Source organism: Clostridium sp. 16K-1-R1 (assembly GCF_023921145.1).
Classification (GTDB): domain Bacteria; phylum Bacillota; class Clostridia; order Clostridiales; family Clostridiaceae; genus Sarcina; species Sarcina perfringens.
Map to the genome: position 1 here is coordinate 450115 of NZ_CP046515.1, position 17842 is coordinate 467956.

Annotated in this window: 11 protein-coding genes and 2 pseudogenes; 11 read left to right on the top strand and 2 right to left on the bottom strand. The window is 29.6% G+C overall.

From position 1 onward, the window contains the following. Positions 1 to 59: 59 nt before the first annotated feature. The 6 genes from uvrC (at position 60) to GOM42_RS02010 (ending at position 7133) form a co-directional block, all read left to right on the top strand. Positions 60 to 1922: an excinuclease ABC subunit UvrC gene (gene uvrC / locus GOM42_RS01985; protein WP_003458095.1), complete on the top strand. Its 1863-nt coding sequence runs from the start codon at positions 60 to 62 to the stop codon at positions 1920 to 1922. A gap of 148 nt (positions 1923 to 2070) precedes the next feature. Then, positions 2071 to 2985, top strand: a complete 915-nt coding sequence (gene murB / locus GOM42_RS01990) for a UDP-N-acetylmuramate dehydrogenase (RefSeq protein ID WP_003457971.1) — start codon at positions 2071 to 2073, stop codon at positions 2983 to 2985. Positions 2986 to 3224: 239 nt separating this feature from the next. Further along, positions 3225 to 4109 (top strand): RNase adapter RapZ, encoded by an 885-nt coding sequence (gene rapZ / locus GOM42_RS01995; RefSeq protein ID WP_003457961.1) that lies wholly within the window; start codon positions 3225 to 3227, stop codon positions 4107 to 4109. Next, positions 4106 to 5452, top strand: coding sequence for a gluconeogenesis factor YvcK family protein (locus GOM42_RS02000; RefSeq protein WP_003458089.1), 1347 nt, complete (start codon positions 4106 to 4108; stop codon positions 5450 to 5452). Before rapZ ends, GOM42_RS02000 begins: the two co-directional genes overlap by 4 nt. 2 nt (positions 5453 to 5454) lie before the next feature. Next, the gene (gene whiA, locus GOM42_RS02005; protein WP_003457993.1) at positions 5455 to 6405 is read left to right on the top strand and encodes a DNA-binding protein WhiA; all 951 of its coding nucleotides are present in this window, start codon (positions 5455 to 5457) and stop codon (positions 6403 to 6405) included. A 173-nt stretch (positions 6406 to 6578) separates the two neighbouring features. After that, positions 6579 to 7133 carry a hypothetical protein gene (locus GOM42_RS02010; protein WP_003457989.1) on the top strand — a complete coding sequence of 185 codons (555 nt, stop codon included), beginning with the start codon at positions 6579 to 6581 and terminating at the stop codon, positions 7131 to 7133. A gap of 277 nt (positions 7134 to 7410) precedes the next feature. Here GOM42_RS02010 and GOM42_RS02015 read toward each other — a convergent pair whose 3' ends face one another. Both GOM42_RS02015 and GOM42_RS02020 read right to left on the bottom strand, forming a co-directional pair. Next, positions 7411 to 8511 (bottom strand): DUF4179 domain-containing protein, encoded by a 1101-nt coding sequence (locus tag GOM42_RS02015; RefSeq protein WP_242122194.1) that lies wholly within the window; start codon positions 8509 to 8511, stop codon positions 7411 to 7413. Between the two features lie 13 nt (positions 8512 to 8524). Then, positions 8525 to 9061: a sigma-70 family RNA polymerase sigma factor gene (locus GOM42_RS02020; protein ID WP_003479012.1), complete on the bottom strand. Its 537-nt coding sequence runs from the start codon at positions 9059 to 9061 to the stop codon at positions 8525 to 8527. A gap of 467 nt (positions 9062 to 9528) precedes the next feature. Between GOM42_RS02020 and dnaE (GOM42_RS02025) the strand changes: the two are divergent. From dnaE (GOM42_RS02025) to pyk, 5 genes and pseudogenes are all read left to right on the top strand, one after another. After that, positions 9529 to 10758, top strand: a pseudogene (gene dnaE / locus GOM42_RS02025) (DNA polymerase III subunit alpha); the annotation flags it as partial. A gap of 225 nt (positions 10759 to 10983) precedes the next feature. Next, entirely contained in the window at positions 10984 to 11763 is a 780-nt protein-coding gene (locus GOM42_RS02030) for an LAGLIDADG family homing endonuclease (RefSeq protein ID WP_004457554.1), read from the top strand. Between the two features lie 88 nt (positions 11764 to 11851). Further along, positions 11852 to 14200: pseudogene (gene dnaE, locus GOM42_RS02035) on the top strand (DNA polymerase III subunit alpha); the annotation flags it as partial. Positions 14201 to 14911: 711 nt separating this feature from the next. Next, positions 14912 to 15871 (top strand): 6-phosphofructokinase, encoded by a 960-nt coding sequence (gene pfkA, locus GOM42_RS02040; RefSeq protein WP_003455617.1) that lies wholly within the window; start codon positions 14912 to 14914, stop codon positions 15869 to 15871. Between the two features lie 93 nt (positions 15872 to 15964). Continuing rightward, positions 15965 to 17368, top strand: a complete 1404-nt coding sequence (gene pyk / locus GOM42_RS02045; RefSeq protein WP_011590151.1) for a pyruvate kinase — start codon at positions 15965 to 15967, stop codon at positions 17366 to 17368. Positions 17369 to 17842: the final 474 nt, after the last annotated feature.

Sequence of the window (17842 nt, forward strand, 5' to 3'; positions counted from 1 at the left end):
ATAAATGTTATTTAATTTATAAAAATAAGTTTTATAATAAAAGATGCGAGGTGATAATGATGTTTGATTTTCAACACCAATTAAAGATATTGCCTGATAAACCAGGAGTTTATATAATGAAAAATTCTCTTGGAGAAGTTATTTATGTAGGAAAAGCAAAGGTATTGAAAAATAGAGTAAGGCAATATTTTCAAAACTCTAAGAATCACTCTGAAAAAGTTAGAGCTATGGTTAAGAATATAGCTGAATTTGAGTACATAGTTACAGATTCTGAAATGGAAGCATTAATTTTAGAATGTAATCTTATTAAAAAATATAGCCCAAGATATAACATAGCCTTAAAGGATGATAAGTTTTATCCCTTTATAAAAATAACCACTAATGAGGATTTTCCAAGGGTTTATGTTACAAGGAATTTTGCTAAGGATGGGAATAGATATTTTGGACCATATACTAATGGTACAGCCGTTTATGAGGTTATGGGGCTTATAAAGAAGTTATTCCCATTAAGAACCTGTAAAAAGGCCATTGTGGAAGGTGGAGAGCCTACGAGAGCATGTTTAAATTATCATATTAACCTTTGTAAAGCTCCTTGTGCTGGCTATATATCTAAGGCTGAGTACTGGGAAATGATAGATGAAATTATAAACATTTTAAATGGTACAGACACATCCATAATAAAAAAATTAAAATTAGAGATGGAAAAAGCTGCAGAAGAATTAGAGTTTGAAAAAGCAGCTAAAATTAGAGATAGAATTTTGGCCATAGAATTGATTAGCGAAAAACAAAAAATGTTTACTGTAAAAGAGGGCGATGAGGATTTTATAGACTTATATACTGATGAAAAAGATGGATGTGCTCAAGTTTTCTTTGTTAGAGAGGGAAAAGTTACAGGCAGAGAGCACTTTATGATTGAAAATATTAGTGATGATCCAGTTAAAGAGGTAATAAGTTCCTTTATAGCATCCTTTTATGGAGGAACTGCACAAATACCTAAGACTATCTATGTGCCAGAGGAAATAGAGGATCAAGAGCTTATAGAAAAGTTTCTTACAGAAAAAAGAGGATCTAAGGTTTGGATAAAAGTCCCTAAGAAGGGGGATAAAAAGAATCTTTTAGATATGGTTAGAAATAATGCTAAGATAATGCTTGATCAATTTAAAGAAAAAATGGTTGAGGAAAAAGAGTTAAATAAGTCTGCCTTAACTGAACTGGCAGATGTTTTAGGATTAGATTCTTTGCCTGCTAGAATAGAGGCTTATGATATATCCAATATACAGGGTGTAGACTCAGTAGGAACCATGGTAGTCTTTGAAAATGGAAAAGCAAAAAATTCAGATTATAGGAGATTTAAGATAAAAAGTGTTAAAGGTCCTAATGATTATGAAAGTATGAGAGAAATATTAAGCAGAAGATTTTCTCATGGATTAGAGGAAGTAAATAAAATAAAAGAGAGAAATTTAGAATACTCAAAGGGAAAGTTTTGTATTTTCCCAGACTTGATAATGATGGATGGGGGAAAAGGGCAAGTAAACATAGCCTTAGAGGTTCTAAAGGACTTTGGTATAGAAATTCCTGTCTGTGGCCTTGTTAAAGACCATAAACATAGAACTAGAGGAATTATATTCAATAACGAAGAAATCCTCATTAGAAGGGGTTCAGGCCTTATGAATCTAATAACTAGAGTTCAGGATGAGGTTCATAGATATGCCATAACATATCATAGGAGTTTAAGAGATAAAAGAACCTTACATTCCATATTAGAAGATATACCTAGAATTGGGGAAAAGAGAAGAAGAAATCTTCTTATGAAGTTTGGAAGTATAGATAATATTAAAAAGGCATCTATGGAAGAATTATTAGATACACCAGGGATAGACAAAAGAGCAGCAGAGAGTATAAAACAATATTTTTCAAGTTAATTTTATTAACAGAAATTGACTTAGGATAATATATATAATATTATGGCATAGGAAAATAAAAAAATTTGTACTAAATATTGAAAATATGTCAAGAATTAATTTATACTATTAAATTAGGATATTAAATTTAAAATTGAGGAGTTTGGGTATGAATCAATACATGGAGTTTTATAAATTATTAGGTGAATTTTATAATGAAGAAGATATTACTGTGGATTCTCCAATGAGCGAACATATTTATTTTAGAGTAGGAGGACCAGCAGATATACTAGTAACTCCTGTTAATGAAGAACAAGTAGTTAATACTTTAAAACTTTGTAGGGAATATAATGTACCTTATTTTATATTAGGTAACGGTTCTAATATTTTAGTTAAAGATGGTGGCATTTCTGGAGTTGTAATTAAATTTAACAAGTTAAACAAGATCACAACAGAGGGAAATTGCGTAACAGCTCAGAGTGGAGCTTTATTAAAAGATGTATCAAAGGCTGCTTTAGAAAATAATTTAAGAGGCTTTGAATTTGCATGTGGAATACCAGGAAGCATAGGAGGCGCAGTATTTATGAATGCTGGAGCTTATGATGGAGAAATGGCACATGTAATAAAATCAGCTAGAGTAATTGATGAAAATTGTAATATTAAAAATTTAACTAAAGAGGAATTAGAACTTGGTTACAGAAGTTCAATAGTTATGAAAAAGGGATATGTAGTTATAGAGGCTACAGTTGAACTAGAAAGCGGAGAGTATGCTAGTATAAAAGATAAGATTGATGATCTTACAAACAGAAGAGAGAGTAAGCAACCTTTAGAATATCCATCAGCAGGTAGTACATTTAAAAGACCAGAAGGATATTTTGCTGGAAAACTTATTCAAGATTCAGGATTAAAAGGTTTCTCAATTGGAGGAGCTGCTGTTTCAGAAAAGCATTCAGGTTTTGTAATAAACAAAGGTGGAGCTACAGCTAAGGATGTCTTAGATGTTATAGCTCATGTTCAAAAAACAGTTAAAGAAAATTTTGATGTTGAACTTCATACTGAAGTTAGAATAATTGGTAGAGATTAGTAAGAAGGAGTATGCATGTGCATACTCTTTTTTTAGCCGTATCATAATATAAAAATTCTTTACTTAGAAAATAGAAAAATATATAAAATTAGAGGTTTATAAAATAAGTAATAATTGACTTATTTTATGTTATAATCTATTTAAGAAATTAGTTTGTTTGCTTTAATTACTAAGTGATTAAAGCATTTCTTATGTTTTGAAGTTATTAAACAGATTATAGATTTATAGGAGATGATAATATGAGATTTGTAATAGTTACTGGACTTTCAGGGGCTGGAAAAACAGAAGCAACAAGAAGTTTAGAAGATTTAGGATACTTTTGCGTAGATAACTTACCTCCAAAGTTAATACCTAAGTTTGCAGAGGCCTGTGTTCAAAGTGAAGGTAAAATAGATAAAATAGCATTAGTAATAGATATAAGAGGCGGAATATTCTTTGATGATTTATTTGAAAGTATAGAGTATTTAAAGGCTAATGATTTTAATTACGAAATTTTATTCTTAGAGGCTTCTGATGAGGTTTTAGTTAAGAGATTTAAAGAAACAAGAAGAAGTCATCCGCTTTCACCAGATGGAAGAATAATAACTGGTATAAGTGAAGAAAGAATGAGACTTAGAGAACTTAAGGATAGAGCTGATAATATAATAGACACTTCAAATTATCCTATAAGAAATTTAAGAGAAAAAATAAATCTTTTATATGGAGATGGTAAGCCAGTTGAGCAAAACCTTTCAATAACTGTTTTATCCTTTGGATTTAAGTATGGTATTCCATCAGATTCAGATTTAGTTTTTGATGTTAGATTTATACCAAATCCATTTTATATTCCAGAATTAAAGCCATTTTCAGGGGAAGATGAACCAGTTAAAAATTATGTTCTTGCTCAAGAAGAAACAAAAGGATTTTTATCAAGACTTTCAGATATGGCAGAATTCTTAATCCCTAATTATATAAAAGAAGGAAAGAGACAACTTATTATCTCTATTGGATGTACAGGGGGAAGACATAGATCAGTAGCCATAGCTAATGCTTTATATAAAGACCTTCTATGTAAGAACTTCCACGTTACCTTAGAGCATAGAGATATTAATGAGGATATAAATAGGGGAGATAGAAAACTATGATGATGAAAAAAATGCTTAAGCCTGGTATCAGAGTTAAAAGATACATTTTTTTGGCTTTAGCATCTATAATTACAATGGCTGTTGCCATTGCAAAGTTAATTGATGAGAGGCATTTAACCACCATTCATGATAAAGCTGTATTTATAATACTAATAATTTTTTCTGGGTTAGTAGGATATAAATCAATAGTTTGGTGCGTGAAGTCAGTGGTTTCATTAGTTAATAAAGGATATATAAATTTATCTATTGAAGAAGATGATTTAGAAGACCTAATAGAAGATGATAGACTTTTAATTAAAGGGCCAAAGATTGTTGTTATAGGTGGGGGGACAGGCCTTTCCACCATGCTTAGAGGATTAAAACACTATACATCTAATGTAACGGCTATAGTAACAGTTGGAGATGATGGGGGTGGATCTGGTATTTTAAGAGAAGACTTAGGAATACTGCCACCTGGAGATATAAGAAACTGTATTTTAGCCTTAGCTAATACTGAGCCTTTGATGAACGAATTATTGCAATATAGATTTAATGATGGTAGACTAAAGGGCCAAAGTTTTGGTAATTTATTTTTAGCGGCTATGGATGGAATATCTGAAAATTTTGAGGACGCTGTCCAAAAAATGAGTTCTGTACTTGCCGTTAAGGGTGAAGTTTTACCTGTAACTTTAGAAAATATGGTTTTAGAAGCAGAACTTATGAATGGACATAGGGTAAGAGGGGAATCTCTAATAGGAGAGGAAGTAATAGACCAAAGTAGTCCAATAAAAAAATTAAAGATAATACCAGAGGATGCTAAGGCCTTAGATAGGGCTTTAGAGGCTATAGAAGATGCTGATGCTATAGTTTTAGGACCAGGAAGTTTATATACTAGTGTATTACCTAATCTTTTGGTAAAAGATATAAGTAAAGCTATAAAGAAAAGTAAAGCATTTAAAATATATAATTGCAATATAATGACTCAACCAGGTGAGACTGATGGATTTAAGGTATCTGACCATGTTCAAGTTATATTAGATCATTGTGGAAAAGATATGGTAGACTGTATAATTGCAAACTCTAAAGATATTTCAGAAGAATTAAAAGAAAAGTACTTAGATAAAAATTCTGAGCTTGTAGAACTTGATATTAATAAGCTTAAAAAGATGGGACTATGTGTTGTTGATGGAGATTTAACTAAGGTTAAAGGGGATTATATAAGACATAATTCGGATTATTTAGCACAACTTCTCATTGAAACAGTAATGGAAAAGCATTTATTATATGATAGAAAGAAAATTTTAGAGTATATATATTTATCACAAAGAATTAAGAAAAGAGAAGGTTCAAATAGGAAGGAGTAGCCATGTCATTTTCAGCAAAAGTAAAGGGAGAAATATGTAGATATATTGATATATCAAAAGAGGAAGCTCTTGCTCAAATATCAGCTATCATGAAAGTATGCGGTACACTTGCTTTTAGTGGTAGACAAATAAGCTTCAAAATGACAACAGAAAATCCTGCATCTGCAAGATTGATGTTTACTATATTAAAGGATTACTTCGACATACATGCAAAGCTTATGGTTAAAAAAAGTAATTCCTTAAAGAAAAATAATATTTATATGGTTGTTGTAACCGAAGAAATGGGAGTAAAAAAATTACTTGAAATAACAGGTATATTAAGAGAGATAGATGGAATAATGTCACTAGACTATCATATAGATGAGAATTTAGTTGATACAGAAGAAAAGAAAAAAGCTTATATTAGAGGAGCCTTCATTGGTGGAGGAAGTATAAGTAATCCAGAAAAAACTTACCATTTAGAGTTTGTTACTCACTCTCAAGAATATGCAGAAGATCTAGGAAAGTTAATTAATACTTTTGGTTTAAAAGCTAAGGTGATACAAAGAAAAAATAGTTATATAGTTTATATAAAAGAGGGAGAGCAAATAGTAGATTTATTAAATATAATAGGAGCTCACACTGCACTTTTAGAACTTGAAAACATTAGAATCATGAAAGAGATGAGAAATAATGTAAATAGACTTGTAAACTGTGAAACTGCAAACCTTAGTAAGACTGTAAATGCAGCGGTTAGACAGGTTGAGAGTATAAAGCTTATAGAAAGAGAAATAGGTCTTGCAAGACTTCCTAAGAATTTAAGAGAAGTTGCAGAGCTTAGATTAACTTATCCTGAGGAATCCTTAAAGGAGCTTGGTGAAATGCTTGAACCACCAGTTGGAAAATCAGGAGTAAATCATAGATTAAGAAAAATTGAAAAAATAGCTGAAGAGCTTAGAACAGGCAACTTCTAGCAGAGTTTTTAAAATCTTTTAAGTAATTATTTTAACAGCGAATATTAAATTTGCTGTTAAAAAACTTAAAAGTTTTTTTATGCAAAAAAATACCTACCAAATTGAATAATATTAATTTGTTTTTATGGGGAAGATAATTTTGAAAAAATATTATTTTAAGTGGAGGTATTAATATGGCAAGAAATTTTAAAAAGACAATTTGGCTTTTAGTAGGAGTAATGATCTTTGGAATTATAGGTATGGTTGGATGTACAAAGAAGACTAATGAAATGACAGAGAACTCAGGACTATCAGCAACTACTCCAGCAGAATATAAAACAATGCTAGAAGAAAAAATAAAAACTTATATTGGTGATGTGAACTTAGGTACAGAATATGATTTTTCAAAGGTAACTGAGGATACTAAGCAAGCAACTTATGAAGAGTATGAAAAATATTATAAAAACCTAGATACTGAACTTACAAATCTAAAAAATGAACTTAACAGCAAAGTTTCTCCATCAGATGGAAAAGTTAATGATGCCAACAGAAAGATAGTTGAAAGTATAGATAATTTAAAAATGTCTATAAGCACTGTTAAAAGCGATTTAGATGCTAACAGAAATAAAATATTAGCAATGCCTAAAGATGAGTTTATTGGTGCAATGAAAGATATTGAAAAATCTGCATATGATGCTAGAGTTAAAGTTCAAGAATCTATAGATGCAGCAAAAAATAGTTTTAAATAAGAAATTAAGCCTATATTAAAATTTTATTTTTAATATAGGCTTAATTTAGTTTAAATGTTAATTTAGCTAACTATTTAAATTAATTAATTTAAAGAAATTAAGTTAAGTTTCAGTAAAAACAAATGAGTTTAAATTAATTTATTTCTATTATTTGATCATATAATATTTCAATATCATCATTTGAAATATACTCATATTCTAAAAGGTAATCAATATCAGAGGTAAAGTCTGGTATAACATATGTTGTTAGGGTATCTAGTATGCCTATAACTTTTGTTTAATACTCATACATATTAAGTTTTGAATTAATATTTTCTTTTTTTATAATATTAAAATCATAAGAATTTATATCACCTGTTTTTCTTATTGATATATAAGTTTTCCCATCTTTAGTTTCTATATTTTCTATAGATACTTTTCCAACTTTTCCAAAAGTTTTAGTTTCTCCTATTGATAAAGGCATAGATTCTTTTATAAGGTTATCTACATTAAGTTTACTTCTGGTTTTAGGAACTATAAATAATTTTTCAGGAGTTCTAGGAAGTAAATAATTAATTTGACCTAAAGTTTCATGCCAAAGTATAAAAGATAATTTGTTTTCTGGATTATTAAATTTTTCATCATAGTCAATAACTATGGAGGTAGGATATTTTTTTATTGAGGATATTAAAATTGAGTTCTCATTAGCCTGTATTTCTTTATTAATTTTAGTTTCTTTTACATTTAAATCCTTTATATCAAAAGAAAGATTTAAAGTATCGCTATTAACTGCAAGTATTTCAGAATCTGCAATTATGTTTGGAATACTGAATTTAATATTAAATTTTTCAGGTAACTTATTTCCACTATAAGGATTTATATAGAAAGTCATCATACCAGCAAAAGTGTACTCATCTATAAATTCACCTTTTTCAAGACTACCTTCATAGGAAATATCTTCATTATATTTAAAATTTGCTTCAAAGAAGTATTGTCCAGATTTATTTAATTTTTCATTTCCTTTAATTTTAAAGAAAAATGTTGTTTCAATTCCATCATAATAAGCACTTTCTATTGTTAGGGTATAGTCCTCATTACTAACTTGATAGTTTAGGTTTTGTGCATTTATTTCATAGCCACTTAGATTGAATTTATTGCTTAAAATTTCTACAACATCACCTAGGATAGGAATATTCATTGCATACGTTGGAAAGTAAATTCCGACACTTAAAATACAAAAGATTAAAATAGCAGCTATTGATCCTAAATGTCTGAAGTTAAACTTATTTTTTTTAAGTTTTTTAAAAGTATAATCAACTTTAGCTTTTAAAGCATTTGGTTCTTTTACTTTAGACTCCCTAGCCATTTCAAAAAGTTTTCTATCAAAATCATCAATCATAAATACATCCCCCTTAAATATTATCTTTAAGAATTTCATATAAAGCTTCTTTAGCTCTAAAAAGTCTAGATTTTACAGTTCCTTCAGCTATATTTAGTGCCACTGCAATATCTTTATAAGACATGTCCTCGAAGTAGAAAAGTATTGTTATTACTCTTAAATCTTCTTTTAAACATTTGATTGCATCATATAAATCTATATTTTCATAGTTTTCAGTTATATATAATTCAGAACTTAACTCCTTTGGAGTGTTTTTATTTTTCTTATAGATTTTATTACACTCATTTATTAAAATTCTTATTAACCATGTTTTAAAATACCTTTCATCCTTTAGAGTATTAATTTTATTAAAGGCTATTAAAATAGTAGTTTGAATAGCATCTTCAATATCTTCTTCAACTTTTAAAATTCCTTTAGCTACCCTATACATAGAAGTGAGATTTTCTTTTATTAATAGTTCAAAGTTTTGAGACAATCTCTCTTTGGTTAATTTTTTATACGAAACTTTATTAAATGAATTTTTATTAAAAAAGCTTATTAGTTCCAACATCATCCCTTCTTTTTCAACTATTAGAGAGTAAATTATACAGAATTGTTCCATAAAAAATGGGTGTTTTTATTTTATTTACAAATAATAAAAAGTTTTTAATATTATTTAAAAATTAACTGGTTTTAAGCTCTATTAAAAATTATTAGGTTGATAATTTCACCATATAAATTAGAATTTTAAGAAACGATAGTTAGAATTAATATGGTAATTTAGATATGTTTGTATAAAAAGATTATTTTTCCTTAAGAGGTTAATAATTAGAATTAATACAATAAAGTTTTCTTAGTGTATTTCTCTTTAATATGGTAAAATTAATATATTACACTTAATTTAAAACATAACTTTTAAGTGTTTACTTTAATAAAAAAATAGAGATTATTTTTAAGATTTAAACTTAAAAAATAGCATTTTATATATGATTAAAAATATTTTATAGAAACAATATTAGATGAAAGGATGTGAAGGAAATGGGGGATAAGAAGTTTTGTCACTTGCATCTACACTCTGGGTATAGTTTGCTTGATGGTTCTGGAAAAATAAAGCCACTTATTAAAAGGGCAAAGGAACTTGGAATGGAAAGTATAGCATTAACTGACCACGGTGTTATGTATGGATGTGTTGACTTATATAAAGAAGCTAAGGCAGAAGGAATAAAACCTATCTTAGGATGTGAAGTTTATGTTGTGCCTAAGTCTAGAAAGATAAAGAGCAATGATGAAGATAATAAAACATATCACTTAGTTCTTCTTGTTAAGAATGAAAAGGGATATGAGAACCTTATGAAAATTGTTTCTGTAGCATCTATTGAAGGCTTTTATTATAAACCAAGAATTGATAGAGAATATTTAAAAGAACATTCAGAGGGAATAATAGCCCTAAGTGCTTGTCTTGGAGGAGAAGTTCAAAAAGCTATTTTAAATGGAAATATAGATAAAGCGAGAGAAGCTGCAATATTCTATAGAGATACATTTAAGGATGGATTTTATTTAGAACTTCAAAATCATGGAATAGAAGAGCAAAAAAAGGTTAATGAGGTAAATATACAGTTAGCTAAAGAGCTTAATATTCCTTTAGTTGCAACTAATGATGTTCACTATATAAACCAGGAAGATTCAAAGGCACATGACATACTTATGTGCATACAAACTGGAAAAACTGTAGATGATCCAAATAGAAGAAGATACCCCTCTGACCAATTCTATTTAAAATCACCAGAGGAAATGTGGGATATGTTTGATTACATTCCAGAAGCTTTAGAAAATACATTAAAGATTTCAGAAGAATGTAATTTTGATTATGAATTCCATGTTTCAAAGCTTCCAAAGTTCCCACTTCCAGAAGGGGTAGAGCCTTTTGAATATCTAAGAAAGACTTGCTTTGATGGTCTTATAGATAGATTAGAAGAACTTAAGCCTCTTAAGGAAAAGGGAATATATGATATAGATAAGGTTTATGAAATTGGTGAGAATAATGAAAAAGTAAAAGAGGATATTGAAAGGCTTGAATATGAGCTTGGAGTAATCAAGCAAATGGGATATGTTGATTACTTCCTAATAGTTTGGGATTTCATTAAGTATGCCAATGATAATGGGATACCAACTGGCCCAGGAAGAGGATCAGCAGCTGGAGCCTTAGTTGCCTATACCTTAGGAATAACAAAAATAGATCCTATGAAATACAGCTTACTCTTCGAGCGTAAATTAAGATGCGCTGTTTAAATCGGGTGAATTGCTGGGAAGCTAAGTCGAAAGATATGCCAATCAGCAGCCAAGTCTAGGAATAGCAGAAAAGTACTAGAAAGGTTCAGAGACTAGAAAAGTGAGTAGCTAAGCAATAATCTTTTCCACGAGTGCCCGACATATTGAATATAAATATATTTAGCAAACCAAAATATAAGTAAGACTTTTATTTTGGAGGAATCTATGCATAAGTATATATGTGAAAAGTGTTCAAAAGAATTTTTAACTAGAAAAAAAGGGCAAAGGTTTTGTTCAAAAAGTTGTGCAAATTCACACAATACAACTTTAAGAAAAATTGAAGATTTAAGTATATTTGATAAAGGTATAAATGAAATTAGTGCTTATATATTAGGCTTAATAATTTCAGATGGATGTTTAAGTTATGATAAACATTGTAAAAGATTCAAAATAACAATAACATCAACAGACTTAGAGATAATTAAGTTTTTAAATAAGAGCTATTGCTTAAATAAAAAGATATATGAATATAAGAGTAAAAAATTCAAAGATGCAAAAATAAGCTATAGTTTTATAACCACAAATAAATATGATGTTGAGTTTATACAGAAAATAGGTATTACTGAAAGAAAAAGTAAAGATGTATTTTTGTTGAATGTAGAAGAAAGCTTTATTGGTGATTTTATACGAGGAATATTTGATGGTGATGGAAGTGTGTATATAAATACAACAAAGAATAAACTGTCTAATGGAGATATTAAGGAGTATAAATATTTAAATGTTAGTATATCTACAGGATCAATAAACATGGCTAAGCAATTATCAAATTTATTAAATCAAAAAAGTATAAAAGCAAAAATAGTTAAAGATTCTAGAAAGTTTCATGAGTGTTGGTATGTTAAAATATACGAAAAGAATTCGATTTTGAATTTATATAAGTTAATGTATACCGATGCTAAATTATATATGCATAGGAAAAAGAATGTATTCAATATGATGATATAGTCCAAACTGAAGTAGAAATGACTACTTGATTAAAATGAAGGAAACTTCCAGAGTACAAGATAAAGAGCTTGTAGATAAACACTAATTGTTCTTAAATCCGGAGAGAGTAAGTATGCCAGATATAGATTCTGACTTCTGTTATGAGGGAAGACAAAGGGTTATAGACTATGTTGTTGAAAAGTATGGTCACGATAATGTATCACAGATTATAACTTTTGGAACAATGGCAGCAAGAGCTTGTATTAGGGACGTAGGTAGAGCTATGAATTACACTTATGCAGAGGTTGATAGAATAGCCAAACAAATACCTACAGTTCTTGGGATAACAATAGATAAGGCTTTAGATTTAAATCCAGAGCTTAAAACAATATATGATACTGAAGAGAGAGTAAAAGAACTTATTGATGTAAGTAGAAGGCTAGAAGGGCTTCCAAGACATTCATCAACTCACGCTGCGGGAGTAGTTATAGCTTCTAAGCCCTTGGTTGAGTATGTTCCACTTCAAAAAAATGATGAATCCATTGTAACTCAATTTGATATGACAACCCTTGAGGAACTTGGTTTATTAAAAATGGACTTCTTAGGTCTTAGAACCTTAACTGTTATGCGTGATGCTGTGGATATGATCAAGTATAACAGAGGAGTAGAAATAGATTTAGATAATTTAGACTTTGATGATAAAGAAGTTTATAAAATGATTGGTGAAGGAAATACAGTAGGGGTATTCCAGTTAGAGTCAGCAGGAATGACATCTTTCATGAAAGAACTTAAGCCAGACTGTTTAGAGGATATCATAGCGGGAATATCATTATATAGACCAGGTCCTATGGCGGAAATACCAAGATATATAAGTGGTAAAAGAGATCCAAAGTCAGTAGAATATATAGTTCCTGAACTTGAAAATATATTAAATGTAACCTATGGGGTTATGGTTTACCAAGAGCAGGTTATGGAGATTGTTAGAAAATTAGCAGGATATTCCATGGGAAGAAGTGACCTTGTTAGAAGAGCTATGTCTAAGAAAAAGCATAAGGTCATGGAAGAAGAGAGAAAGAACTTCATTTATGGAATTGAAGATGAAAATGGAAATATAGAGGTTCCAGGTTGCTTAAGAAATGGCATTTCAGCTGAGGCAGCTAATAAAATATTTGACTCTATGATGGACTTTGCATCCTATGCATTTAACAAAAGTCATGCTGCTGCCTATGCCGTAATAGGATTCCAGACAGCTTATCTTATGAGATATTATCCAGTAGAGTTTTTAGCTGCTATGCTTAACTCTGTTATGGGTAACAGTGATAAGGTATCTGAATATATAAGAAGTGCAGAAAAGCTTGGAATTCAGGTATTACCACCAGATATAAACGAGAGTTATACTAAGTTTACAGTTAAGGGTGATACTATAAGATTTGGTATGGGAGCTATAAAAAATGTAGGGGTAAATGTTGTAGAAAACATAGCTAAATCAAGGGATGAAAAGGGTAGATTCACTTCCCTTATGGATTTTTGCAACAAGATAGACTTAAGTATTGTAAATAAAAGATCAGTAGAAAGTTTAATAAAAGCTGGTACATTTGATAGCTTAAAGGTTTATAGATCACAATTACTATCTGTTTTTGAAAAAATAATGGATGGAGTATATTCTCAGAGAAAGAAAAACATAGATGGGCAAATGTCATTGTTTGGAGCACTTCAAGAAGAGAGTGAATCAAACTTAGAAATAAGATACCCAAACATAAAGGAATTCAACAAGAAATATATGCTTGCTATGGAAAAGGAAATGACAGGACTTTATATGAGTGGTCATCCACTAGATGATTATGAAAAGCCTTTAAAGGAGCAAACATCAATAACTATAGAAAAAATAATAGAAGCTCAAAAGAATTTAAATGAGCAAAAAAATGTTGAATTAGAAGATTTAGTCTTAGACAGTTCTTTAACTGATGGAACTAGAGTGATTATAGGGGGAATTCTTACTAATGTTTCTAGAAAGGTAACTAGAAATAATACTCTTATGGCGTTTGCAAAGGTAGAGGACTTAACTGGTTATTTAGAATGTGTTATATTCCCTAAAACCTTAGAAAAATGTAATGCACTAGTAAATGAGGACTCCTTTGTTTTAATAAGGGGAAGAGTTTCTCTAAAGGAAGATGAGGAGCCAAAAATACTTTGTGAAGATATACAACCACTAGAATTAATAAATTCTTCAAAGGTGTATATAAAGGTTGAAGATAGAGAAAAAGCTAATATGATAGTTAAGCCTTTAAGAGTTTTATTATCACAATATAAAGGTGATTCTCCAGTTTATATATTTGCAGCAAAGGAAAAAGCATCTTTTAGATTAAACAGAGATATGTGGGTTGATTTAGATACAGATGTAATAGACTTTTTAATTAGCAAATTTGGAGAAGGAAATGTAAAAGTAGTTGAAGGTTAATATTATAATTCAGAGATGAAAGAAAAGTTTAAGTGTTTTCATAAAGATTGAAATTTAATCTTATAATATTAAACTTAAAATTTGTTAAAACTAAATAAAATAGGAAATGAATGTCCACTTTAGAAGGAAAACTAGAGTATAAAATATTTTTTTAATAGAATGGGTATTAACGATTACTTATTGAGTTTGAGGGAGATATTTTAAATGAAGCACTAGTAACAGTCTTTTTAAAAGTGGACTTTTTTTTAAAAAGTGCTAAAATTAATTTGTAAATTTTCTTAAAATTAAAAAAAATAAAATTTTTTTAAAATAATTACATAAATTTATTATATTAAAATTTATGATTTGTTTTAAGGATGAGATATAGTGAAATTTAACTTAGAATTTTTTATATTTAATTAAATATTAAAAAGATTTTAGAGCATAATAATAATTGAAAAAATTATCATATATCGAGTTTTTTTTCTTTAATTCTACACAAAAAGGTTGAAAATAAGCACTACTTTAAGTACAATTAATTGTGGTAGAATAGTATTAATAAAGTTGCATAGGGTATTTAAATTTTTGATAAAATTTAAATTAGAATAAAATTTAAAATAGTTTAAAATTGATAAACATTTAACATATATAAATAATATCTTAAAAATGTGGGTAATATTTGACACTGTTGGGACTTAGTTTGTCCCAAGTGGTGTAGAGGAGGAAAATATTATGAAAAAGATTGCTGTTTTAACAAGTGGTGGAGATGCACCAGGAATGAACGCTGCCTTAAGAGCGGTTACAAGAATGGCTTTACACCATGGACTTGAAGTAATGGGAGTTCAAAGAGGATACGCTGGATTAATAAATGGAGAACTATTCAAAATGGATAGAAAATCTGTTTCAGAAATCATAAACAGAGGTGGTACAATCTTAAGAACTGCTAGATGTTTAGAATTCAAACAAGAAGAAGTAAGAGAAAAAGCTGCACAAATATTAAAAGCTTACGGTGTTGAAGCTTTAGTAGTTATAGGTGGAGATGGATCATTCATGGGAGCTAAACTTCTTTCAAAATTAGGAGTTAAGACTGTTGGATTACCAGGAACAATCGATAACGACTTATCTTACACAGATTACACTATAGGATTTGATACTGCATTAAACACAGTAGTAGATGCTATAAACAAATTAAGAGATACATCAACTTCACACGAAAGAGTATCTATCGTAGAAGTTATGGGAAGAAACTGTGGAGACCTTGCTTTATATGCTGGTATCGCAGGTGGAGCAGAAGCTATAATAGTTCCAGAAATGCCATTTGATAAAGATGAATTAATCAAAACTATCTTAGAAGGTAGAACAAATGGAAAAACTCACAGCATAATAGTTGTTGCTGAAGGAGTTGGAGGATCAGCTGAATTAGCTAAAGAAATAGAATCTGTAACTGGTATAGAAACTAGAGCTACAATTTTAGGTCACATCCAAAGAGGTGGATCACCAACTGCTGATGATATAGTATTAGCATCAAGAATGGGAGCTAAAGCTGTAGAAGTTTTATTAGAAGGAAAAACTTCAAAAGTTATAGGAATTAAAGAAAATAGAATATTCGATATGGATATAGATGAAGCTTTAGATATAGAAAGAAGCTTTGACGAAAGTCTTTACGAAATGGCTAACGCTATAAACAAATAATTTGAGTTAATGACATAATAAATTTTTTAAATTTATTATTTATTATATATTTTAAACTTAGGGTTAATTTTTTTACGAGGGAGTGTTTTTTAAATGAGAAGAACAAAATTAGTATGCACTATCGGACCAGCTAGTGAAAACGAAGAAATCTTAACAAAAATAATCGAAGCAGGTATGAACGCTTCAAGACACAATTTCTCACATGGTGACCATGAAGAACATAAAGGAAGAATGGTTAAAGTAAGAGAAATATCAAAAAAATTAGGTAAAGAAGTAGCTATATTATTAGATACTAAAGGACCTGAAATAAGAACTGGAAAATTCGAGCCAAGCAAAGTTGAATTAACTGCTGGAACTGAATTTACTATATATGCTGGAGCAGAAGACGTAATAGGAGACACTACTAAGTGTTCAGTTACATATGCTGGATTAGCTAAAGACGTTAAAGCTGGAGATACTATCTTAATAGACGACGGTTTAGTTGGATTAGAAGTTGTATCTGTAGAAGGAAACGCTGTTAAATGTGTAGTAAGAAACACTGGATTAGTTGGAACTCACAAAGGAGTTAACGTTCCTGGAGTATCAATAAAATTACCAGCTATGACTGATAAAGATAGAGCTGACTTAATATTCGGTTGTGAAATGGGCGTTAACATGGTTGCTGCTTCATTCATAAGAAAAGCAGAAGACGTTAAAGCTATAAGAGAAGTATTAATTGCTAACGGTGGAGCTGATATACAAATATTCTCAAAAATCGAAAACCAAGAAGGTGTTGATAACATAGATGCTATCATCGAAGCTTCAGACGGTATCATGGTAGCTAGAGGAGACCTTGGTGTTGAAATACCAATGGAAGACGTTCCTTCAGTTCAAAAAATGATCATCGAAAAATGTAACAATGCTGGAAAACCAGTTATAACTGCTACTCAAATGTTAGACTCAATGATGAGAAACCCAAGACCAACAAGAGCTGAGGTTTCAGACGTAACTAACGCTATCTTAGATGGTACTGATGCTATCATGTTAAGTGGTGAGTCAGCTAACGGAAGCTGGCCAGTAGAAGCTGTTGAAACTATGGTTAAAATAGCTACTAAATCAGAAGAAATGTTAAGCTACGAATTAGCTTCATCAAAAGCTAAAAAACATATACCAGCTGTACCAGGAGTTATCTCAAGAGCTGCTTGTAATGCTGCACACGAGTTAAAATCAGCTGCTATAGTTTCATTAACTCAATCAGGAGCTACTGCTAAGAGAATATCTCAATGCAGACCAGATGCACCAATCGTTACTGTAACTCCAAATGAAAGAGTTGCTAAGAAAGTTGCTTTATGCTTCGGAGTTTACCCAGTTGTTGCTGAAAATGCTACAATGGAAAACGCTGTTGAAATAGCTAAAAATGCTGGATTCGTTAAAGCTAATGACACTGCTGTAGTTGTTGCAGGTGTACCAGCTAACGAAGGAAACACTAACATAGTAAAAGTTGAAGTTGTAAAATAATTTTATAACTGATTATAAAAATAGGTAGATTATTCTACCTATTTTTTTATGAAAACATACTCTCATTACTTAAATATTTATGAGAGTATGTTTTTGTTGTTTAATATAAAAATTTTTTGGTTTATATTTTTATTAATTAAAAATATAAATTTTGAAAGGTTATAAAGTTAGATAAAATATTATAATCTTAAATGGAAAAATGAGTAGATTTTAAAGAAGTTTAATTGTTAATAAAATGTTAATAAAAGATTGAGAGTTTAAAAATGTAAATATTTTAAAATAAAATAAAGATAAAAATAAATTATATTAAATAAAATCTATAAAAATATATTGTTAACAAAAAGTTAACAATATTTTTATGACAAGTAAAAGAAAATAGTGTATATTAGATAGTGCTTATGAAATAATATAAGTAGAATCAAATGGCAACTGATTCCAAGATGAAAAAGTACTTGATGACTGATACCATCGAGT